This is a genomic window from Microbispora sp. ZYX-F-249 (assembly GCF_039649665.1).
GTDB classification, from domain to species: domain Bacteria; phylum Actinomycetota; class Actinomycetes; order Streptosporangiales; family Streptosporangiaceae; genus Microbispora; species Microbispora maris.
This window is the reverse complement of record NZ_JBDJAW010000041.1, coordinates 1-18331: the sequence shown is the minus strand read 5'-3', so window position 1 is coordinate 18331 and position 18331 is coordinate 1. Positions and strand designations below refer to the sequence as shown.

The following is an 18331-nucleotide window of genomic DNA, read 5'->3' as shown; positions in this document are numbered from 1 at the left end:
CGGGCGGCCGGGGGGTGGGACGGTGCGCGGCCGCCCCGCGCCCGCGCGCCGGCGGCTGGCAGGATGGACCGCCGTGCGGGTTCGTCTCCTCGGCGCGCTCGAGGTCCTCGGTGACGACGGGGCTCCGGCCGCCGTCGCGGGGGCGCGGGTGCGCGCGCTGCTGGCCGTGCTGGCCCTGCGGCCCGGCGGTCTCGTCCGGGCCGACCGGCTCGTGGACGCGCTGTGGGCGGACGACCCGCCGGTCAACGCCGCGAACGCCCTGCAGACACTGGTGAAACGCCTGCGCGCCGCGCTGGGGCGGCCCGGTGCGGTCGTGTGGCGCGACGGAGGATACGTGCTCGACGTCGACCCGGCGCGGGTCGACGCCCACGAGTTCATGCGGCTGACCCTGCCGTACGCGACGGGGACGGTGCCGGACGACGCGGCGGACGCCGACGTCGTGTGCGGGGAGCTGGACGAGGCGCTGGCGTTGTGGCGCGGCCCCGCACTGGCCGGTCTGCACGGGACGCCGTATCTGGCGGCCGCGGCCACCCGGTTGGAGGAGCGGCGGCTGGCCGTGGTCGAGGCCCGTGCCGCCGCGTATCTCGCGGCGGGCCGTGAGGTGGACCTGTCGGCAGAGGTGGCCGCCCACCCGCTGCGGGAGCGGCTGTCCGCGCTGGCGATGCGCGCGCTCGCGCGCTCGGGCAGGCAGGCGGCGGCGCTGGCCCTGTTCGAGCGGGTCCGGCGGGCGCTCTCGGACGAACTCGGCGTCGATCCGGGCCCGGAGCTGCGGGCCGCCCACCTCGACGTGCTACGCGGGCGAGTCACGGCGGCGCCCGCCGCGGGCCCCGCCCCGCACGCACGTCGCTCGCACGGCGCCGCCGATGCCGTCGCCGGCGGCGTGGGCGACACCGGCGGGGACGCCGGAAGGGACAACCCCAGCGGCACCGTCAGCGGCACGGGCCGGCGCGGGGGCAGAGTGTGGGCGCCGCCGACGACGTTCGTGGGCCGCGAGGAGGAGGTCGCCCGCCTTTCGGCCCTGCTGCGCGACTCCCGGCTGGTCACGGTCGTCGGGCCGGGGGGAGCGGGCAAGACGCGCCTGGCTGTCGAGACCGCCCTGCGCGCCGCCGGGAACGGCGCCGCCGGGAACCGGGCAGCCGGAGAAAGCACCGCCGGGAGTGGCGCCGCCGGGGTGGGCGGCTCCGAGGCGGACGGGTACGGCGGGAACGCGTGGGGCGAGAGCGGGTGGGGCGGGAACGGGTGGGGCGAGGGCGCGTGGCTGGCCGAGCTGGCTCCCCTGACGGATCCCGCGGACGTCGTGCGGGCCGTGCTCGAAGCGCTGGGCGCCGACGCCGAACCCCGCGTGGACGGAGACTGGCGGCGCGACCCGCAGGACCCGGCGGAACGCCTCGCCGCCTCCCTCTCCGGGCGCGAACTGCTGCTCGTCCTCGACAACTGCGAGCACGTGATCGACGCCGCGGCGGGCCTGGCCGAGCTCGTGCTGCGCCGCTGCCCGGGTGTGCGCGTGCTGGCGACCAGCCGCGAGCCGCTCGGCGTGCCGGGGGAGACGCTCGCCCCAATCCCGCCCCTCGGCCTGCCCCCGGAGGGCGTCACCCCCGACGAGGCGGGCCGGCACCCCGCCGTACGCCTCCTGGTGGACCGCGCCCGCGCGGTGAGCCCCGGCTTCGCCCTCGACGAGCACACGACTCCGCACGTCGTCACTATCTGCCGCCGCCTCGACGGGATGCCGCTGGCCATCGAACTGGCCGCGGCGCGCATCAGGGCGCTCGGCCCGGAGCGGCTCGCGGCCCGGCTCGACGACCGGTTCCGCCTGCTGACGGGCGGGAGCCGTACGGCCCTGCCGCGGCACCGGACGCTGAGCGCGGTCGTCGAGTGGAGCTGGGACCTGCTCACGCCCGAGGAGAGGACGCTGGCGGAACGGCTCGCGGTCTTCGCCGGCGGCGTCACGCTGGACGACGCGGAGCCGGTATGCGGGGGCGACGGGCTCGACGTGGTGGCGGTGCTGCCGTCCCTGGTCGACAAGTCCCTGCTGGAGACGACGGGCGACGGCCGGTTCCGGATGCTGGAGACGATCCGCGCGTACGCGTTGCGGCGGCTGACGGACACGGGCGAGCTCGGCCGCTACCGGCGCGGGCACGCGGCGCACTTCCTGCGGCTCGCGGAGGAGGCCGAGCCGCGCCTGCGCGGAGCCGGGCAGCTGGAGTGGATGGCCAGGCTCACGGCCGAGCAGGACAACCTGAACGCCGCCCTGCGCTGGGCCGTCGACGCCCGCGAGGCGGAGACAGCGCTGCGCCTGTGCGGCGCGCTGAGCTGGTACTGGTGGCTGCGCGGCCATCGCGCGCACGCGGCCGCCTGGGCCGGGCAGGTCCTCGGCCTCGTCCCCGAGCCGCCGGCCGGGCTGGTGCGCGCCTACGCCGGGTGCCGGTTCGCGGTCACGGTCACCCGGCTCGGCACGATCTGGCTGGAGCCCGCCCGGCTGGAGGAGATCCGCCGCGAGTTCGGCGACCTCGTCGAGGCGGCCCGGCGCGAGGGGCCGGTGCATCCGATGCTTCTGATCCTGCGGGCGGTCGTGACGGCGATGGCCGGGCGCAGGGAGGAGGCGGCCGCGCTGCTCGACGCGTACGCCGGCTCGGACGATCCCTGGCTGGCCGGCTCGGCGCTGATGATCAGAGGCGGCTCGCTCGGCCTGCCGGGCGACGGCGAACGGGACGTCGAGGAGGCGGTGCGCGCATTCCGGGCGCTGGGGGAGCGCTGGGGGCTCAGCGAGGCCCTGCTCACCCTCGCCACCCTCCGCGCCGGCCGGGGCGCCCCGACCGCCGGCCTGATCGACGAACTCGCCGGGCTCACCGAAGGATGGGTCAGCGCGGACGACACGATCTCCACGCTGACCCGCATGGCGGAGCTGCGGCTGCGGGCGGGCGACATCGCGGGCGCGGCGGCGGACGTCGCGGCCGCCCGCTCGCACGTGTCCGGCACGGTCTCGCCGTACGCGCTCGCGCAGGTGAGCATGGGCGAGGCGAAGCTGGCGCGGAGCATGGGCGATCTCGACGACGCGGCCGCGGCGTACGAGAAGGCCCTGGCCCTGCTGCGGGAACACCTCACCATCCCGCAGTTGCTCGCGTCGGCGTACGCCGAGTACGGCAGGACGCTGCTGGCCGGGGGCGACCTCGACAGCGCGCTGGCGCGTCATCACGAGGCGCTGGAAGCCCTCGGCGCCGCCCCCGACCCGCCGGTCCTCGCGAGCGTGCTGGCCGGGCTGGCCGTGATCGCCCTCACCGGGGAGGACGCGCAGCGTGCGGCGGTGCTCTTCGGCGCGGCCGACGCCGCGCACCGGGGCTGGCGGGCGGACGCCGAGGCCGCCGAGGCGCTGACGGCGGCGCGCGAGGCGGCGGGCCCGGCCTTCGACGCCGCCTACGAGCGCGGCCGTACGGCGTCGCGCGAGGACCTCGGCCTTCCTGCCACCGGCAGCAGCAGGTAGGACGGCGCGCCGATCGTGATCCGCGCCGGGCCGGGATGCCGGGCGTACTTGGGGAAGTTCGACCCCGCGACCTCCACCCGCACCCGGTGTCCCGCCCCGAAGACGTGGGCGAGATCGCCGAGGAGGAGCCGGACCTCTTCCGGCCGCCCGCCGCCGCCCGCGACCCCGGCGACGCCGTCCACGAGGATCTCCTCCCGGCCGTCCGGGCACACGTCCACGAGCTTGCCGGTGACCGTGAAGCACGCCGCGTCGGACTCGGCGGTCACCACCAGTTCGGCCGCCCCCATGACCTCCAGCGGCGACGGCAGCGGCCCGGTCGTGTGGCGCAGCACGTCGGCCCGCCCGGCGAGGGGCCGCTGGTCCACCGGCCCCGGCCCCGGCGGGAGGAACTCCAGCAAGTCGCCGCCCATGGTCGGGACGGGATCATCGGGGTCGGACAGGAAGGAGGCGCACCGCGTCGCCTCCGGCCCGAGCGTTCCGCCGTCGCCCAGGTGGTAGCGGACGGCCTCGCTCTCCGGAGGCCAGCCGGCCATCGCCCGCCACTCGCGGGCGCCGGTGACGAACACCCGGACCCTCGCGTCGTCCGTCGGCCGAGTGCCGCGCATCCAGTGGCCGAACCAGTCGAGGTGGAGGCCCGTCCAGTCGACGGCCTCCGCGCTCGCCCGCTCGCCATGGTCGCGCCCCGCCGGCGTCCGCTCGCGAAGGGCGTGCGACCACGGGCCGACGACGAGGCGGGCCCTGTCGCGGAGCGCCCGGTAGGTGCGGATGGTGCTGTCGCGGAAGTAGTCGTACCACCCGGTGGACAGCAGCGCCGGCACCTCGATGGTGGCGCAGCGCGCCTCCAGGCCGGCGTCCCGCCACAGCTCGTCGGACGGGTCGGGGTGCGCGAGCCAGTCGGCGTAGAAGGGAAGAGACCGGCGATCTCCGGCTGGTCGTCGACGGGAAGGCGCCGGAGCATCTCGTCGAGCCGGGCCGCCGGGGCGGCCGCGTCTGCTCCCGGTTCACGCCGTGCGTCGCGTGCCCTTTGCAGGGGCCCGAGAACGGTCGTCAGGACCGGGAGGACGACACCCAGCCTGAGGACGCCGCCGGCGTACACCACGTCGTGCAGCCCGGCGGGGCAGACGGAGGGCGCGACGGCCCGCAGCCCGTACGGCCGTTCGCTCGCGGCGAGGAGCTGGGCGATCCCGAGGTAGGAGTCGCCGAACATGCCGACTTGCCCGTCGCACCACGGCCGGCGCGCGGCCCAGGCCACCGTGTCGTGCCCGTCGGCGGCCTCCCCGGTGAGGAACCGCAGGTCGCCCTCGGACTCGCCGGTGCCGCGCACGTCCTGCACCATCACCGCGTACCCCGCCGACAGCAGCCGGGCGACGTCGAGCCGCAGGCCCGGGCCGTAGGGCGCCCTGCCGTAGGGGGTCCTGGCCAGCAGGACGGGATGCCGCCCCCGGGGCTCGGGCAGCCAGACGGTCGCGGCCAGCCGTACGCCGTCACGCATGGGCGTCCACACGTCCCGGCCGGGCGGGAGGTCGCGGGCCCAGCCGGGTACGGGGACGGGGATGGGGACGGGCACGGCCGGGACGGGGCTCGCGGGGCTGCCGTCCTGGGCGTTCATCGAATCCTCCGGGTGTAGGCGCGTACGGCGAGCGGGACGAAGCACACGGTCACGGCGGCGGCCCAGGCCAGCGTGACCCAGGCGTGGGCACCCACGGGAGCGCCGGTGAGCAGGGCGCGGACGGCGTCGGCCAGGTGCGAGACCGGGTTGACCGACGACCACCAGCGCAGCACGCCCGGCAGGTTGGCCGGGGGGATGAACGCGCTGCTGCCGAACGTCAGCGGCAGCAGCACGGCGGTCGCCATGCCCTGCATCGAGGCGACGGACCTGGCTTTGAGCCCGAGCCAGGCCGACACCCAGCTCAGCGCCAGCGTGAACAGCAGCAGGAGGACGAGGCCGGCCAGCGCCTCCGCGGGTGGAGCCGTGATCCGGAACCCGGCGGCGATCCCGGCGATCAGGGCCACCACGATGGTCACCGTCGTCGTCAGCGCGTCGGCGGCGACCCGGCCGACCAGCGGGGCCGAGCGGGCGATCGGCATGGCCCGGAACCGGTCGAACACGCCGTTGCCGATGTCCTCGGCGAGGTTCATGCCCGTGGTGATCGTCGACATCAGGGACACCTGGGTGAGCACGCCGGGCATCAGATAGCGCGCGGCGTGCCCGGGGTCGCCGGACATGGCCCCGAACATCAGGACGAACACCAGGACCATGAAGATCGGCTGAAGCAGGAACTGGACGAGCCGGCCGGGCTGGTTCCCGAGCGGCACCAGGCTCCGCCACGCGAGCGTCATGCCCTGCGCGAGCGCGCCCCGGCGCCCGCTCGTGGACGGTACGGCGGTCATCGCGTCCCCGTGGACGCGGTCGGCCGGTGGTGCCGGTGTCCCGGCGGGTGCGACGGTCATCGCGTCCTCCCCGAGGTCGTGGTGTCTGTGATGGCGAGGAACGCCTCGTCGAGCGTGGGCCTGCGGACGGCGTGCTCGGCGAGAGGGACGCCGGCCTCCTCCAGCCGCCGGAACACGGCCAGGGTCACCGCCGGGTCCCGCAGCGGCACGCTGAGCAGCCCGTTCTCCCCGCGATGCGGGGCCAGCCCGGTGACCTCGGCGAGGATCGACTCCGCCTTCTCCGCGTCGCGCTCGGGCCGTACCTCCAGCCGCCGGTCGCCCGCCCTGGCCTTCAGCTCGCCCGGCGTTCCCCTCGCGGCCACCTCGCCGTGGTCGATGAGCACGATGTCGTCGGCGAGCTGGTCGGCCTCCTCCAGGTACTGCGTCGTGAGCAGCACGGTCGCCCCGCCCGCCACCTGCTCGCGCACGATGCGCCACAGGTCCGCCCTGGCGCGTGGGTCGAGGCCGGTCGTCGGCTCGTCCATGAAGACGATCGACGGCCGTCCGACCAGGCTGACGGCCAGGTCGAGCCGTCGCCGCATGCCGCCCGAGTACGACCCCGCGGCCCGGTCGGCGGCGTCCTCCAGCCCGAACTCCCCGAGCAGCGCCGCCGCTCTGCCCCGGGCCGCGGCCCGGCTCATGCCGAGAAGCCGCCCGGTCATCACCAGGTTCTGCCGCCCGGTCAGCTTCTCGTCCACCGACGCGTACTGGCCGGTCAGCCCGATCAGCCTCCGCACCTCCGCCGGGGCCTTCACCACGTCGTGCCCGCCGACGGCCGCCCGCCCCGCGTCGGGGGAGACGAGCGTGGCGAGGATCCGGACCGCGGTGGTCTTGCCCGCGCCGTTCGGGCCGAGCACGCCGAGCACCGTGCCCGGCGGCGCGGCGAGGTCGACCCCCGCCAGCGCGGCCTTGCCGCCGTATCTCTTCACGAGACCGTGGGCCTCAATCGCGTACGTCATGCTCCGACGTTCGCCGCCCGCGCTGGCACGGGACTGGCACGGGACTGGCACGACGCTGGCAGCCGGTGAACGAGGGCGAGGGGTGAAACTTGCAGAGAAGGGCGGCACCATGGGTATGCGCAGGTGGTGCCGATGGAACGCGCCCACCTGCGACATGAGCCACGCATAATCCCGGCTTAAGACTCCGCTGCTTGTCGGTCCGGCGGTGACGTCACTACGCTCCCGCGGCATTCCTCTTTCCGCCTCCGTGCCTCGTCGCGGAGGCTCGTCACTGTTCGGAGCCCACCATGGGAGCGATCACGCGTGGCGCCTTCACCGTCGTGGTCCTGAGCGCCCTGCTGTCCTCGTTGTTCGTCGCCTGGTACGGCCCGGCCCGCGCCACCGAGACCGGCACGACGGCCGTCAGCCAGGCCAGGTCACGGGTCGTGGCACCGCGGGCCGCCCCCGCGCCGGCGCGGGCAGCGGTCGCCCCCGCGCAAGCAGGCGCCGCACAAGCCGCAACGGCACAAGCCGCAACCGCACAAGCAGGAATGGCGCAAGCGGGCACCGCGCATGCCGCGACCGCGCACGCCGTGACGGTGCAGAACGCCGTTCCCGTGCCGGAGGTGACGGTCACGGTGACCGTCACGCCGTCGCCGTCCCCCTCGCCGGGCCGCATCAGGGTCGGGTACGTCGCGCAGCGCGGCGCGTACGGCGCGACGTCCACCGTGCGCGACCTCGAGACCGGCGGGCTGGCGGGCAGGCTGACCCACGTCCTCTACGCGTTCGCGAACATCGACCCCGCATCGCTGACCTGTCTCACCGGGGTCACCCGGCCGCTGGCACCCGACCCGAACGACCCCGACCAGGGCGACGGCGCGGGGGACGCCTGGGCCGACTACCAGCGTGGCTTCACGGCCGCCGAGTCGCTGGACGGCGTGGCCGATCCCCCCGACGCCCCGCTCGCCGGGAACTTCAACCAGCTGAAGAAGCTGAAGGCCCGCCACCCCGGCCTGAAGACGCTGATCTCGATCGGCGGCTGGACGTATTCCAAGTACTTCTCCGACGTCGCGCGGACCGCCGCCGGCCGGCAGAGGTTCGTCAAGTCGTGTCTCGACGCGTACATCAGGGGCGACCTGCCGGGGGCCGGCGGCAGGGGCGGGCCGGGCAGCGCGGCCGGCGTCTTCGACGGCATCGACGTCGACTGGGAGTGGCCCGGCGGCAAGGGGCACCTGGGCAACCACAGCAGCGTCGACGACAGGCGGAACCTGACGGCCCTGCTGACCGAGTTCCGCGCGCAACTCGACGCGCTCGGCGCGGCCACGGGCCGCCACTATCTGCTCACGGTCTACCTCCCCGCCGACCCGGACCGCATTGACGCCGGGTTCGAACTGGAGAGGCTGGTCGGCCTCGTCGACTTCGTCAACGTGCAGAGGGACGGCCGGCACGCCGTCCGTGAGGGGGCCGTCCTGCGCTGATCCGGCACCGCCCGCGCTGCCCACTCCGCTGCCCGGGCGTGCGGCCCGGCCCGCACCGCCTCGGCTTGTGCTGCCGTGACTATCCAGCCTCGGCCCGTAACCCGCGCCATTGGCCCGCGCGGCCCCGGCTCCACTCCCGCGCTGGCCGCGCTTGGCCGCCGGCGCCCGTCCCGCCGGGACCCTCGCGCCCGCGCCCCGCCTCCCGCCGCGCGGCGCCGAGTGCGGTGAAACCGCTGGTGAGCGTGCCGCAGGGACATAACCGCCTTAACGGACAGCCAGTCGACCCTTAACGCGCGCATAACACGTCATCGCGCGCCGACCAGCGATGACAAGGTTCGTTAGGAACGCTGTCGAATTGGGTCTTGTGAACCCGCGACCGCGAAGCTACGATCCGTACAACTCTTAGGAAACTTTCCTAAAAGAACGACCCGGGAGCCGACGATGGCCCTTCCTCACCTCTAGCCTCTTCCCCTCCGCGTCCCGTCACCAGACGCCCTTGAGTGCCGTACGGCCGGTGCCGTTCTGATCGGCCGCCTCCGTCAGGCGCCGGCCGTACGGATTCCATGACCTCCCCGTTCACCCCCCGACAGAGGTTGTGTCCATGCAGATCAAGCACGTCTGGCGGGCGCTCGCCGCGATGGCCGCAGTCGCGCTCGCTCTCGTCGCGCTGCCCGCCGAGGCCGCGACGGTCAAGGCCGTCTTCTCCGCCGACTCCGACTGGGGCTCCGGTTACCAGGGCCGCTACACCGTCACCAACACGGGGACCTCCGCGCTCTCCGGCTGGACGGTCGAGTTCGACCTCCCCGCCGGCTCGACGGCCGGGTCCTACTGGGACGCGCTGATGACGCGTTCCGGCGACCACTACACGTTCAGGAACCGCGAGTACAACGGCGTCTTGGCCCCCGGTGCCTCGGCGACGTTCGGCTGGGTGAACAGCGGGCCCGGCAAACCGGTGAACTGCCGGCTGAACGGCGGCCCGTGCGACGGCGTCTCGACCTCGCCGTCCCCGTCACCGAGCGCGTCCCCCAGCACCTCTCCCAGCCCGCCGCCGCCCGCGCCCGGCGCCCTGCGCACCGCGCCGTACGTGGACATGGGCGCCTGGCCGACCCCGAGCCTGCCCGCGATGGCCGCGGCGTCCGGCCTGAAGAGCTTCACTCTCGCGTTCGTCACCGCGTCGGGCTGCAAGGCCATGTGGTTCAACGCGTACGACCCGCGGCAGAAATGGGCGAAGGACCAGATCGACGCCATCAGGGCCGGCGGCGGGGACGTCAAGGTGTCCTTCGGCGGCGCGACCGGCATCGAGCTCGCCCAGGCGTGCACGGACGTGAACGCGCTGGTCACCGAGTACGACGCCGTCGTCACCGCCTATGACCTGAAATACATCGACCTCGACATCGAGGGATCGGCGGCGGCCGAGCCCGCGTCCATCGCCCGCCGATCCCAGGCGCTCGCCCGGCTGCAGCAGGCCCACCCCGACCTGAAGATCTCCCTCACCCTGCCCGTCCTGCCGAACGGCCTGACCGCCGACGGCCTCAACGTGGTGCGGTCCGCCCGCGACGCCGGGGTCAGGCTCGACACCGTCAACGTCATGGCCATGGACTACTACCAGTCCGTCGACTACGGCGACGCGGCGGTCCAGGCGGCCGGCAGCACCTTCGGCCAGCTCAAGAGCCTGTATCCCAGCCTGTCCGACGCGCAGGTGTGGCGGATGGTCGGGGTAACGCCGATGCTCGGCCGAAACGACGACGGCCGGATCTACAACCAGGACGACGCCCGTCAGCTCGTCGCCTTCGCCAAGGACAGGCACCTCGGCCTGCTGGCCTTCTGGGAGACGACCCGCGACCGCAACGCCTGCACCGGCGCGCTCTACGCCTGCACCAACGTCCCCCAGTCGCCCTACGAGTTCTCCAAGATCTTCGCTTCGTACACGGGATGACGCACATGAAGAAGCTCATCGGCCTCGGCGCGGCGGCGTCCGTCGCCTTCGCCGGCCTGCTCACGCCGGCGTTCACCGGACCGGCCCGTGCCGCGAACATCGCCGCCAATCCGGGGTTCGAGTCGGGCCTGTCGGGCTGGACGTGCGCATCCACGGCGCAGGCGGTGCCGAGCCCGGTCCACGGCGGGTCGAGGGCCCTGTCCGCGACCCCGGCCGGCAGTGACTACGCCCGGTGCGAGCAGACGATCACGGTCAAGCCGTCCACGACGTACGCGCTGTCGGCGTGGGTGCGGGGGAACTACGTGTTCTTGGGCGCGACCGGCGCCGGCGTGAACGCCCAGACGTGGGCGTCGCCGGGAGCGTCCTGGTCGCAACTGTCCACGTCGTTCACGACGGGGTCGTCCACCACGAGTGTGACGATCTACGTCAACGGCTGGTACGGCCAGGGCGCCTACTACGCCGACGACGTCGTCCTCGACGGTCCCGGCGCCCCGGCCTCGCCGTCTCCCTCCCCGTCCCCGTCTCCGTCGGCGTCGCCCTCGGCGAGCCCGTCCCCGTCGCCCTCGCCGTCCGTCTCGCCCACGCCCCCGCCGCCGGGCGGGAAGCGGCTCATGGCGGGCTACCTGCACGCCTCGTTCGCCAACGGCTCCGGTTACGTCCGGATGGCCGACGTCCCCGACGCGTGGGACATCATCGACCTGGCCTTCGGCGAGCCGACCTCGCCGACCTCCGGCGACATCCGGTTCACCCGCTGCCCGGCCGCCGAGTGCCCGAACGTCGAGAGCGACGCCGAGTTCGCCGCGGCCATCCGCGCGAAACAGGCGGCCGGCAAGAAGGTGCTGATCTCCATCGGCGGCCAGAACGGGATCGTCCAGCTCACCACCACCGCCGCCCGGGACACGTTCGTCCGGTCGGTCGCCGCGATCATCGACAGGTACGGCCTGGACGGCCTGGACATCGACTTCGAGGGCCACTCGCTGTCGCTGAACCCCGGCGACACCGACTTCCGCAACCCGACGACACCGGTGGTCGTGAACCTCATCTCCGCGATCCGGTCGCTCAAGGCCAGGTATGGCGCGAAGTTCACGCTCACCATGGCCCCCGAGACGTTCTTCGTCCAGCTCGGCTACCAGTTCTACGGCCCGGGCCGCAGCGGCACGGCCGACGCCCGCTCCGGGGCGTACCTGCCCGTGATCCACGCGTTGCGTGACGACCTCACGCTGCTGCACGTCCAGGACTACAACTCCGGGCCGATCATGGGTCTCGACAACCAGTACCACACGATGGGCGTGGCCGACTTCCACGTCGCCATGACCGACATGCTGCTCACCGGCTTCCCCGTGGCCGGGGGCGCGACCTTCCCGCCGCTGCGTCCCGACCAGGTCGCGATCGGCCTGCCCGCCGCGCCGTACGCCGGCAACGGCTACACCACGACGGCCGAGGTGCGCAGCGCCTTCGGCTGCCTGGCGAAGGGGACGGGCTGCGGCTCCTACCGGCCGCACGGCGTCTTCCCCGGCCTGCGCGGCCTCATGGCCTGGTCCGTCAACTGGGACAGGTACACGGGCTCCGAATTCTCCCGCTCCCACAGGGCGTTTCTCGACGCCCTGGATTGATCCCCCCACCCACCCCCCAACCACCATTGCGAGGAAGAATGCAGCTTCGCTTCGGTACGGGCCGGCACACCAGGGCGCTGGTCGCCCTGCTGGCCTCCCTCCTCCTGGCCGTCGCCGGACTGGTCGCGGGAACGGCCGCGTCCGCCTCGGCGGCCCCGAACAGCGTGGTCATGCTGGCCTACCCGGCCTGGGCCCCGAACACCTGGTACGCCGTCGGCGCCCGGGTGACCTACAACGGCGCCGACTACGAGTGCATCCAGGCGCACACGTCGCTGACCGGCTGGGAGCCGCCGATCGTCCCGGCGCTGTGGAAGCAGGTCAGCGGTGGCGGCGACCCGTCGCCGAGCCCGTCGCCGACACAGCCCGCGGGTGCGCCCGGCAAGCCGGGCAACCCGTCGGTCACCGGCACCACGAACGCGTCGATCTCGCTGTCCTGGGGTGCGTCGAGCGGCACCGTGACCGGCTACCGGGTCTACGAGGGCACCTCGGTCAAGGCCACGGTCGGCGGCACCAGCGCCACGATCTCCGGCCTCGGCACCTGCACCACCCACACGTACACGGTCAAGGCGTACAACTCGAACGGCGAGTCCGCGGCGAGCGGTGCGGTGACCGGCACGACCACGGGCTGCCCCCAGAGCGGCGGGAAGCTCCCCGGCGCGCCGTACCTGTACGAGGGCTGGGGCAACCCGCCGAACCCGGCCACGGTCATGAACGCCACCGGGGTCAAGCAGTTCACGATGGCCTTCATGCTCTCCGGCGGCGGCTGCACCCCGGCGTGGGACGGCTCCCGCCCGCTGTCCGGCAGCCCTGACGCCACCGCGATCTCGCAGATCAAGGCCGCGGGCGGCAACGTCCAGATCTCCTTCGGCGGCTGGTCCGGCAACAAGCTCGGCCCCAACTGCTCCAGCTCGTCCGCCTTCGCCTCGGCCGTCCAGCAGGTCATCAACGCCTACAACCCGGCCGCGGTCGACTTCGACATCGAGAACAGCGACGAGTTCGAGAACGAGGCCGTCCAGGACCGCATCCTCGGCGGACTGAAGATCGTCAAGCAGAACAACCCGAACGTCAAGGTCGTCGTCACCTTCGGCACCAGCACGACCGGCCCGAGCTGGTGGGGCACGCGCCTGATCAACCAGTCGAAGGCGCTCGGCGTCAACATCGACAACTACACGATCATGCCGTTCGACTTCGGCGGCGGCGCGAACATGTACCAGAACACGGTCAACGCGTCCGAGGGCCTGAAGAACGCGCTCAAGGCGGCCTGGGGCTGGAGCGACGCCCAGGCGTACGCGCACATGGGCATCTCGGGCATGAACGGCCTGTCCGACCAGCAGGAGTTGACATCGCTGTCCACCTGGACGCAGATCCGTGACTGGGCCAAGTCGAAGGGCCTGGGCCGGCTCGCCTTCTGGTCGGTCAACCGCGACCGCGGCTGCCCGGGCGGTGGCGTGGTGTCGAACTGCAGCGGCATCGCGCAGAACGACTGGGACTTCACCCGGGTCACCGCGGGCTTCTGACCCGCGTCGCACCGACGGTGAAGAGGGATCCGGGCACGGCCCGCCGGACCGGATTCCTCGCCGTCGCCGCACGGCATCCGCGGCGCGGGCGCGAACGCACCGGGTGACGCGCTGTATGAGGCCCCTGCGACGCACCGCATGACGGACCGCGTCCCGGCCGCGGGCGTGAACGCGCGCCGCTTCGAGCCGGGCGCCCACGAGCAGGCGGCCGGTCCGGCGGGGACGACCCCCCTAACCGTCGGACCGGTCGCCTCCATGCGTCGGGGCGAGCAGGCCGATCAGCATTCCAACGATCATGGCCACGGCAAGGGTGATCCACAGGCGAATTTTCATCGAAGTCTCCTGGATGTAACGCTCCGTGGTCACAATACCTCGAATCGTGACGGATCGCGACGGCGTGGTCACCGAATCCGGGATCGAGTCGCCTGTGGTGCCGTTCGTCAGGCAGTCTTGGCACCGTCATGGAATACGCGATCCCCACCAGCATCGTCCTCGTCGCCGGCGTCGCGCTCGCGCTCGTCGCCCAATGGAAGGGCTGGCGGCCCTCCCTGGCCGTCACGCTCACGCTCGGCATCGCCGTACGCGTGCTGATCATGATCTTGTCGGCCCGGGACACCCAGTGGCAGCCGGTCGACTACGTCAACAGCTTCCAGCCCGCCGGTGTGGCGATCCTGGACCACCGCGATCCGGTGCTCGAGAGCAACGGCGGATGGCACTTCCTCCCGACGATCCCGTACATGTACGGCCTGCTGCTGTGGATCGGCATCCCTTGGGAGTACGCCGGCCGCATCGTCACCGTCGTCGCCGACATCGTGCTGATCCCGCTGGTCGGCAAGCTGGCCGGGGGACGGAGCGAGAAGCTGCGCGCCTTCCAGTACGCCTGCAACCCCCTCGCGATCCTCGTCGCCTCCGTGCACGGCCAGGTCGAGCCGGTCTCCCTGGTCTTCGGCGTCGCGGCGTACGTCGTGGCGCGCGGCCCCGGCGACTGGCGGCGGCCCGTGCCGCTGCCGTGGGCCAGTGTGCGGCTCGCGAACCGCGACCTGCCGCTGCCCTGGATCCCGCCGGGCGAGATCGTGCGGCGCATCGTGCACCCGTCGGAGGAGGACCGCGCGGCGACGGGCCGGGCCGTCTGGGCGGGCCTGCTCATGGGGCTCGCGCTCTGTGCGAAGAGCTGGCCGGTGATCCTCGTGCCGGCCCTGCTCATGCTCCTGCCGGGGCTGCGCAGCCGCCTCGTCTCGCTGGTAGCCGTCGGCGTCTCGCCGGTGTTCTTCCTGCTGACGCTCCCGATCGGCGGCTGGACCGAATGGCGGCAGCTGCCCGAGGTCCTCAACACCATCGGGCTGCGCCCCAGCGACGTACGCCCGATCACGGGCGACTGGGGCTGGACCGCCCTGGTCAGCGGCGGCAACTGGAACCTCGACCCGACCCCGGCGAGGATCGGCCAGTACATGATCTACGCCGCGATCGTCGCGTGCCTGATCTGGTGGCGCAGGGCCGACCCGGTCGACGTCACGATCGCCATCCTGCTGTCCTTCATGGTCTTCACACCGCGTCTCGGCGCGCAGTACCTGCTGTGGTTCATGCCGTTCCTGGTCGCCCGGCCCACCCGCTGGGCCTGGCCCGCGATCCTCGGCAGTTCGCTGTGGGCGGCGATCGGATACATCGTGCTCACGCAGTTCCACGGGCCCAAGTGGGGCGAGCTGCACGCGCCCTGGGCGATCAGCTCGCTGGTGCTGTTCCCGCTGCTGATCGCGGCCATCCCGTGGCGGCGCAGGCACACGGAGACCGCACCGGCGCCTAGCACGGAGGAGAAGGAGAGCATTCCCGCCACCTGAGCCCGCGCCCCTTCCACCGCTGGAAGGGGCCGATCAGGTCACGATGAGGCGGACCATGTGACCGTGGCTCGCGAACCCGGGCGGGTCCCCGTCGAGCACTCCGGTGACGCACTCGAACACGCCCGGCGCGGCCTGCCGTACGAAGAAGACGCTCTCGGCGATCGCCGACAGCAGCCGTATCACGTCACGGTGCACGTGGACGCCCTCTCTGTCGCCGGCCAGTGACACCGTCACCTCGTAAACGCCGTCGTCGAGCAGGCGTTCGCCGGTCAGCAGCCACTCCGGCCCGCACGCCCGGCGCAGGTGGGGGAGCAGGTGCGCCTCGGGTTGCTCCGTCACCCATCCGTCCCGTGCCATCGCGTCAAGCAGGGCGGAGACCTGCGGCTCCATCGCCGAGGCGTCCGCGATCCCGGTGAACCGCTCGTCGTTGTCCCATCGCCGCATGCTCAGACCCTAAGCCGGAGCGCTCCGCGGCACCCGCGAACCGTCCCGTGTCGAGGACGGTCCGACGGCCCCCCAGGCAGGCGTTCACCGGAAATGTCCCTCATGGCCGCTAGCGTCTCCACTCGCACGCGTCGATCGCCGCTGGAGGACCGGAATGGCCGAAGTGATCCGAGCCGTCGAGGACGAGGTGCCGATCTCCCACGGCCGTTTCGACCTCGTGGACGCATCCGGCCTCGGCACCCACGCCGGACCGGAAGCGGCGGCCGGCGCCCTGTGGGCCGAGCCAGGCCGGGTCGCACTGGGCCAGGCCGGCGTCACCAGCCAGGCGTGGGCACGGCGGGCACGCGTACGGATGGAGGCGTGGGACGCCGAGCCTCCCCTGCCCGGCCGGCCCTGGACCGAGGCCGGGCAGGTCCTGTTTCTGAGTCCGGGCGGCATCGTCGAGCTGCGCGGCCTCATGAACGCCCCGTCGGGGCAGCGGCTGCTGCTGGGGCCGCCGTTCTTCGCCTACGGCCTGCGGGCCTATGCCGGACCGGTCCGTACGGAACCGGCCGACGGCGACGAGAGCATGCCCGAGGCCGTCGAGGAGGCGTGGTTGCTGCGGTTCTGGCCGGTGGCCGACGCGGTCGGCCCGGCCCTGCGCTCCGAGCCCGAGGCGGACGGCCAGACCGCGAACAGGATGCGTGAGGTGCTTCCGCTCGACCCTCGTTCCACCCCGCCGCGGCCGGAGGAGTGGCCCGCGCTGCGGTCATCGCCACGATCCGCGGCCGCGGTCCCGATCGTGATCCGACGGCCTCACCCGTTCGTAGGCGTGCCGGGCGACGACGGTGAAGGCCGCCGCACCACGCTCCGGGAGACGCGCGAATCGAGACGGCGTCTCGACGAGGCACTGAACGACCTGGGTATGGACATGCTCGGCAACCCGCCCCCCGGCATCGGGTCGTGGTCGCAGCCGGAGCTCGAGCGGTACGTGACGCGGTTGCGGGTGAACCGGCGCATCGGAAGAGAACTCAACCCCGGCTGGGAGCCCACGCTGCGACTGGAGGAGACCGGCGTCCGCACCGTCCCGATCGGGCCCGACGCCGGCTTCAGCGGCCGTGCCTGGGTCTGGGCCGCCGACGAGAACGACCATGCCGATGTCCTGTCGGTCGGCCGGGAGGTCGTCGCCCGCGACCGTGTCGGCCGCAGGACGCTGCTCACCGGGATCGTCACGATCCTGCGTAACGAGAACGGGTTCGTCGAGGTCCGTGCGGCCACAGAGGCGGAGGCCGCACGAGTGATAGGCGTCGAACGGCTGCGAAGCTGATCACAGCGGCCGAACGTCTCACCGAGGTTCGGACTGCTCCGGCTGTGGGTCGGCGCCGGACCCCGAAGCGTGTTCGGGTAACCGCCCGGAGATGAGCGCGGCGGCCCAGGTGCCGTTCGGATCGCTGTCGACGAGCAGGGCACGCACGAGCAGGCTCAGCGGGATCGCCAGCAGCGCGCCGAGCGGCCCGAGCACCCATGCCCAGACGATCAGGGACAGGAACGTGACCGTGGTCGACAACCCCACCGCGTCGCCCAGGAACTTCGGCTGGATGAACGACTGGATCACCACGTTGATCGCCATGTAGGCCACGATCACCAGCAGCATGGTCTTGGGCCCACCCTCCAGCAGTCCGAGGAGCGCCGGCGGGATGAGGCCCAGGATGAAGCCGATGTTGGGGATGTAGTTCGTGATGAGGGCGAGCACTCCCCACAGCAGCGGGAGCGGCACGCCCAGCACGTACAGCGCGGTGATGTCCAGGACCGAGCAGATGAGGCCGAAGACGGTCGAGACGATCAGGTAGCGGCGGGTCTTGTAGGTGAAGGTCTTGAGCGCGCGGGCGAGCGCGGGCCGTTCGGCCGAGGCGGCGTCCACGATCCGGGCGAACACGGGGGCGTCGAGGCTCATGGCCAGCAGCAGCACGACGATCAGGAACAGGCTCGACAGCACTCCAAGCAGGCTGCTCAGCACGCTCTGGGCGACGCCGATGAACTTGCCGGGATCGAGCGAGGAAAGCGCCTTGTTGAGCTGCTCGCTGCCGTAGCCGAGGCCCGCCGCCCACTGCTGGAGGTCGGCCACCATCGCGTTGAACTGGTCCGCGTACGTAGGAGCCAGGATGGCGAGTTGCGCGGCGGCGAGACTGAGGATCGCGACCATGCCGAGCAGGACCAGGAGCACCACGGCGAGGGGGACGGCGACCTGCAGCCACACCGGGGCTTTGCGCCGGGCCAGCCACCCGCGCACCGGGGAGACGGCGATGACGAGGGTCAGAGCCAGGACGACCGGGCCGACGATGGAGCCCACCGCCTGGACGCCGGCGAGAGTGATCACCGCGGCAGCGGTGCCGGCCAGCACGATCAGGGCACGAGGGAACCCCTGTCGAATCACGTCCCGTTCCTACCCCTTCTTCTTGGCAAGGCCGCGCAAGGTGGATCAAGTCCTAGCACGTCCGGCCCTCTACCCCTGAGCGCGTGCGCGACTCGTGACGGGAATGAAGCCCGAGGTCGATGCCGTTGGAGCGTACGCGCTGGCGCGGAACTTCCATCTGGTCGTTGACCTGCGGGAATAGCTCCCGCGATGGGGGGCGTTGTTCTCGAACCGGGTCATGGCAGTGCCGGGCCCTGGTAATCTTGTGGT

Annotated in this window: 11 protein-coding genes and 2 pseudogenes; 7 read left to right on the top strand and 6 right to left on the bottom strand. The window is 72.8% G+C overall.

All coding sequences use genetic code 11. From position 1 onward, the window contains the following. Positions 1-73: 73 nt before the first annotated feature. Positions 74-3478 carry an AfsR/SARP family transcriptional regulator gene (locus AAH991_RS32960; RefSeq protein ID WP_346229837.1) on the top strand — a complete coding sequence of 1135 codons (3405 nt, stop codon included), beginning with the start codon at positions 74-76 and terminating at the stop codon, positions 3476-3478. Here the strand turns inward: AAH991_RS32960 and AAH991_RS32955 are convergent. From AAH991_RS32955 to AAH991_RS32945, 4 genes and pseudogenes are all read right to left on the bottom strand, one after another. Then, positions 3412-4410 (bottom strand): annotated as a pseudogene (locus AAH991_RS32955) (CocE/NonD family hydrolase); the annotation flags it as partial. The gene AAH991_RS32960 and the pseudogene AAH991_RS32955 sit on opposite strands and share 67 nt — an antisense overlap. 35 nt (positions 4411-4445) lie before the next feature. Beyond that, positions 4446-4970: pseudogene (locus AAH991_RS40565) on the bottom strand (CocE/NonD family hydrolase); the annotation flags it as partial. A gap of 113 nt (positions 4971-5083) precedes the next feature. Next, on the bottom strand, positions 5084-5929 hold the full coding sequence (locus tag AAH991_RS32950) for an ABC transporter permease (RefSeq protein WP_346229836.1): 846 nt from the start codon (positions 5927-5929) through the stop codon (positions 5084-5086). Then, complete coding sequence (locus AAH991_RS32945) at positions 5926-6867, bottom strand: ATP-binding cassette domain-containing protein (RefSeq protein WP_346229835.1); 942 nt, start codon at positions 6865-6867, stop codon at positions 5926-5928. Before AAH991_RS32945 ends, AAH991_RS32950 begins: the two co-directional genes overlap by 4 nt. Before the next feature lie 287 nt (positions 6868-7154). On the opposite strand from AAH991_RS32945, the gene AAH991_RS32940 reads away from it, so the two are divergent. The 5 genes from AAH991_RS32940 to AAH991_RS32920 all read left to right on the top strand — a co-directional run bounded on the left by AAH991_RS32940 (position 7155) and on the right by AAH991_RS32920 (position 15225). Further along, complete coding sequence (locus tag AAH991_RS32940) at positions 7155-8324, top strand: glycoside hydrolase family 18 protein (RefSeq protein WP_346229834.1); 1170 nt, start codon at positions 7155-7157, stop codon at positions 8322-8324. A gap of 601 nt (positions 8325-8925) precedes the next feature. Beyond that, positions 8926-10260: a cellulose binding domain-containing protein gene (locus AAH991_RS32935; RefSeq protein WP_346229833.1), complete on the top strand. Its 1335-nt coding sequence runs from the start codon at positions 8926-8928 to the stop codon at positions 10258-10260. Between the two features lie 5 nt (positions 10261-10265). Further along, entirely contained in the window at positions 10266-11873 is a 1608-nt protein-coding gene (locus AAH991_RS32930; protein ID WP_346229832.1) for a chitinase, read from the top strand. A gap of 38 nt (positions 11874-11911) precedes the next feature. After that, positions 11912-13390: a carbohydrate-binding protein gene (locus AAH991_RS32925; protein WP_346229831.1), complete on the top strand. Its 1479-nt coding sequence runs from the start codon at positions 11912-11914 to the stop codon at positions 13388-13390. Positions 13391-13851: 461 nt separating this feature from the next. Then, positions 13852-15225: a hypothetical protein gene (locus AAH991_RS32920; protein WP_346229830.1), complete on the top strand. Its 1374-nt coding sequence runs from the start codon at positions 13852-13854 to the stop codon at positions 15223-15225. Positions 15226-15258: 33 nt separating this feature from the next. Here the strand turns inward: AAH991_RS32920 and AAH991_RS32915 are convergent, their stop codons facing one another. Beyond that, entirely contained in the window at positions 15259-15669 is a 411-nt protein-coding gene (locus tag AAH991_RS32915) for a hypothetical protein (protein WP_346229829.1), read from the bottom strand. Positions 15670-15823: 154 nt separating this feature from the next. On the opposite strand from AAH991_RS32915, the gene AAH991_RS32910 reads away from it, so the two are divergent. Next, positions 15824-16975, top strand: a complete 1152-nt coding sequence (locus tag AAH991_RS32910; RefSeq protein ID WP_346229828.1) for a hypothetical protein — start codon at positions 15824-15826, stop codon at positions 16973-16975. An 18-nt stretch (positions 16976-16993) separates the two neighbouring features. Here AAH991_RS32910 and AAH991_RS32905 read toward each other — a convergent pair whose 3' ends face one another. Next, on the bottom strand, positions 16994-18082 hold the full coding sequence (locus AAH991_RS32905) for an AI-2E family transporter (protein WP_346229827.1): 1089 nt from the start codon (positions 18080-18082) through the stop codon (positions 16994-16996). Positions 18083-18331 lie beyond the last annotated feature (249 nt).

Bases quoted from the DNA above. Each gene is read 5' to 3' on its own strand.
- AAH991_RS32950 (WP_346229836.1), bottom strand. From the start codon at position 5,929: ATGACCGTCGCACCCGCCGGGACACCGGCACCACCGGCCGACCGCGTC.
- AAH991_RS32945 (WP_346229835.1), bottom strand. From the start codon at position 6,867: ATGACGTACGCGATTGAGGCCCACGGTCTCGTGAAGAGATACGGCGGC.
- AAH991_RS32940 (WP_346229834.1), top strand. From the start codon at position 7,155: ATGGGAGCGATCACGCGTGGCGCCTTCACCGTCGTGGTCCTGAGCGCC.
- AAH991_RS32935 (WP_346229833.1), top strand. From the start codon at position 8,926: ATGCAGATCAAGCACGTCTGGCGGGCGCTCGCCGCGATGGCCGCAGTC.
- AAH991_RS32930 (WP_346229832.1), top strand. From the start codon at position 10,266: ATGAAGAAGCTCATCGGCCTCGGCGCGGCGGCGTCCGTCGCCTTCGCC.
- AAH991_RS32925 (WP_346229831.1), top strand. From the start codon at position 11,912: ATGCAGCTTCGCTTCGGTACGGGCCGGCACACCAGGGCGCTGGTCGCC.
- AAH991_RS32920 (WP_346229830.1), top strand. From the start codon at position 13,852: ATGGAATACGCGATCCCCACCAGCATCGTCCTCGTCGCCGGCGTCGCG.
- AAH991_RS32915 (WP_346229829.1), bottom strand. From the start codon at position 15,669: ATGCGGCGATGGGACAACGACGAGCGGTTCACCGGGATCGCGGACGCC.
- AAH991_RS32910 (WP_346229828.1), top strand. From the start codon at position 15,824: ATGGCCGAAGTGATCCGAGCCGTCGAGGACGAGGTGCCGATCTCCCAC.